The sequence below is a fragment of the Sutterella parvirubra YIT 11816 genome (assembly GCF_000250875.1).
GTDB lineage: Bacteria > Pseudomonadota > Gammaproteobacteria > Burkholderiales > Burkholderiaceae_F > Sutterella > Sutterella parvirubra.
This window is the reverse complement of the sequence record NZ_JH604959.1, coordinates 6,837-7,924: the sequence shown is the minus strand read 5'-3', so window position 1 is coordinate 7,924 and position 1,088 is coordinate 6,837. Positions and strand designations below refer to the sequence as shown.

General features: G+C 67.6%; 1 protein-coding gene and 1 pseudogene. One reads left to right on the top strand and one right to left on the bottom strand.

Annotation, left to right across the window (positions count from 1 at the left end; translation table 11 throughout):
- A pseudogene (locus tag HMPREF9440_RS11920) lies at window positions 1-223 on the top strand (septum formation initiator family protein); the annotation flags it as partial.
- 98 nt (window positions 224-321) lie between these two features.
- Here the strand turns inward: HMPREF9440_RS11920 and hslO are convergent.
- On the bottom strand, window positions 322-1,088 hold a 767-nt coding region (gene hslO / locus HMPREF9440_RS05325; protein WP_008542218.1), incomplete at its 5' end, for an Hsp33 family molecular chaperone HslO.

Below are 1,088 nucleotides of genomic sequence, written 5' to 3'. Positions count from 1 at the left end.
GCGCGCCCGCCGGCAGCTCTCGATGATCCGCGAGAACGAAGTCCTCTTCCGGCTCGAAGCCCCCGGCGCCGCCAAGGGCGGGCTCACCCGCGAGGGGATGCCCGACTTCCGCGCACCCGACATCGCGGCGGGCGCGCAGCCGACCTTTGAGCCGAAGAAGAGCGACCTCTACTACGCGCCGAAGAACCAGCGCGCCCCCAAGGCGCGCGACCGTCGCGAGTAGGTCGGCGGCAAAGGCCCATCCTCATAGAGTCCCATAGCATTCGGGCCGGTTTCCTCCTCGGAAACCGGCCCGATGTTCGTTGTGGCTCAGCGTGTCGCTCAGGCTTCAGCCTTCTCGACCGGCTTGAAGAGTTCGGTCACGTCGACGTCGTCGTACGTGCGGGTCTGACCGCAGAAGTCGCAGGTGACTTCAATCTTGCCTTCGGACGCGATGATCGCGCGGAGCTCCTCTTCGCCGAGGTTTTTGAGCATCGCGCGGACGGCCTCGTCGGAGCAGCGGCAGGAGAAGGCCGGAACCTTTTCCATCGTGACCAAGGGGCTCTCCTCCCAGAAGAGGCGGCGGTTCACTTCACCGGCGGCGAGCGTGAGGAGCTCTTCCGTCTTCACCGTGTCCGCGAACATCGCGATGCGGTTCCAACCTTCGGGGTCGTAGTTCTCAGGGGTCTTCCCGCCTTCGGTCGGCATGCGCTGGAGCATGATCCCGCCCGCGGCGTCGTCGCCCGCGGCGAGCTTGATCTTGGTGTCGAGCTGCGCGGAATCGCGGAAATACGCTTCGAAGGCTTCGGCGAAGGTGCTCCCTTCCAAGGCCACCACGCCCTGATAGGGCTGCTGGCCGGGGGCGCGGTCCTTCGGGTCGAGAATGAGCGCGCAGCGCCCGCGCCCCGACTGGTTGACGAGCGCCTTCATGTCGGCGTCATCCGCAACAGCCGCCGGATCGGCGTCGTCGCGCAGACGGACCGAGATGCGGAAGGTGAGGTCGCGCTTCACTTCGGCGACCAGGAGCTTCACCGGGCCGTCGCCCGCGATCTGCAGGAGCACCGCGCCGTCGAAGTCGAGCGCGCCCGCGGCGAGCACCGCGGCGGCCG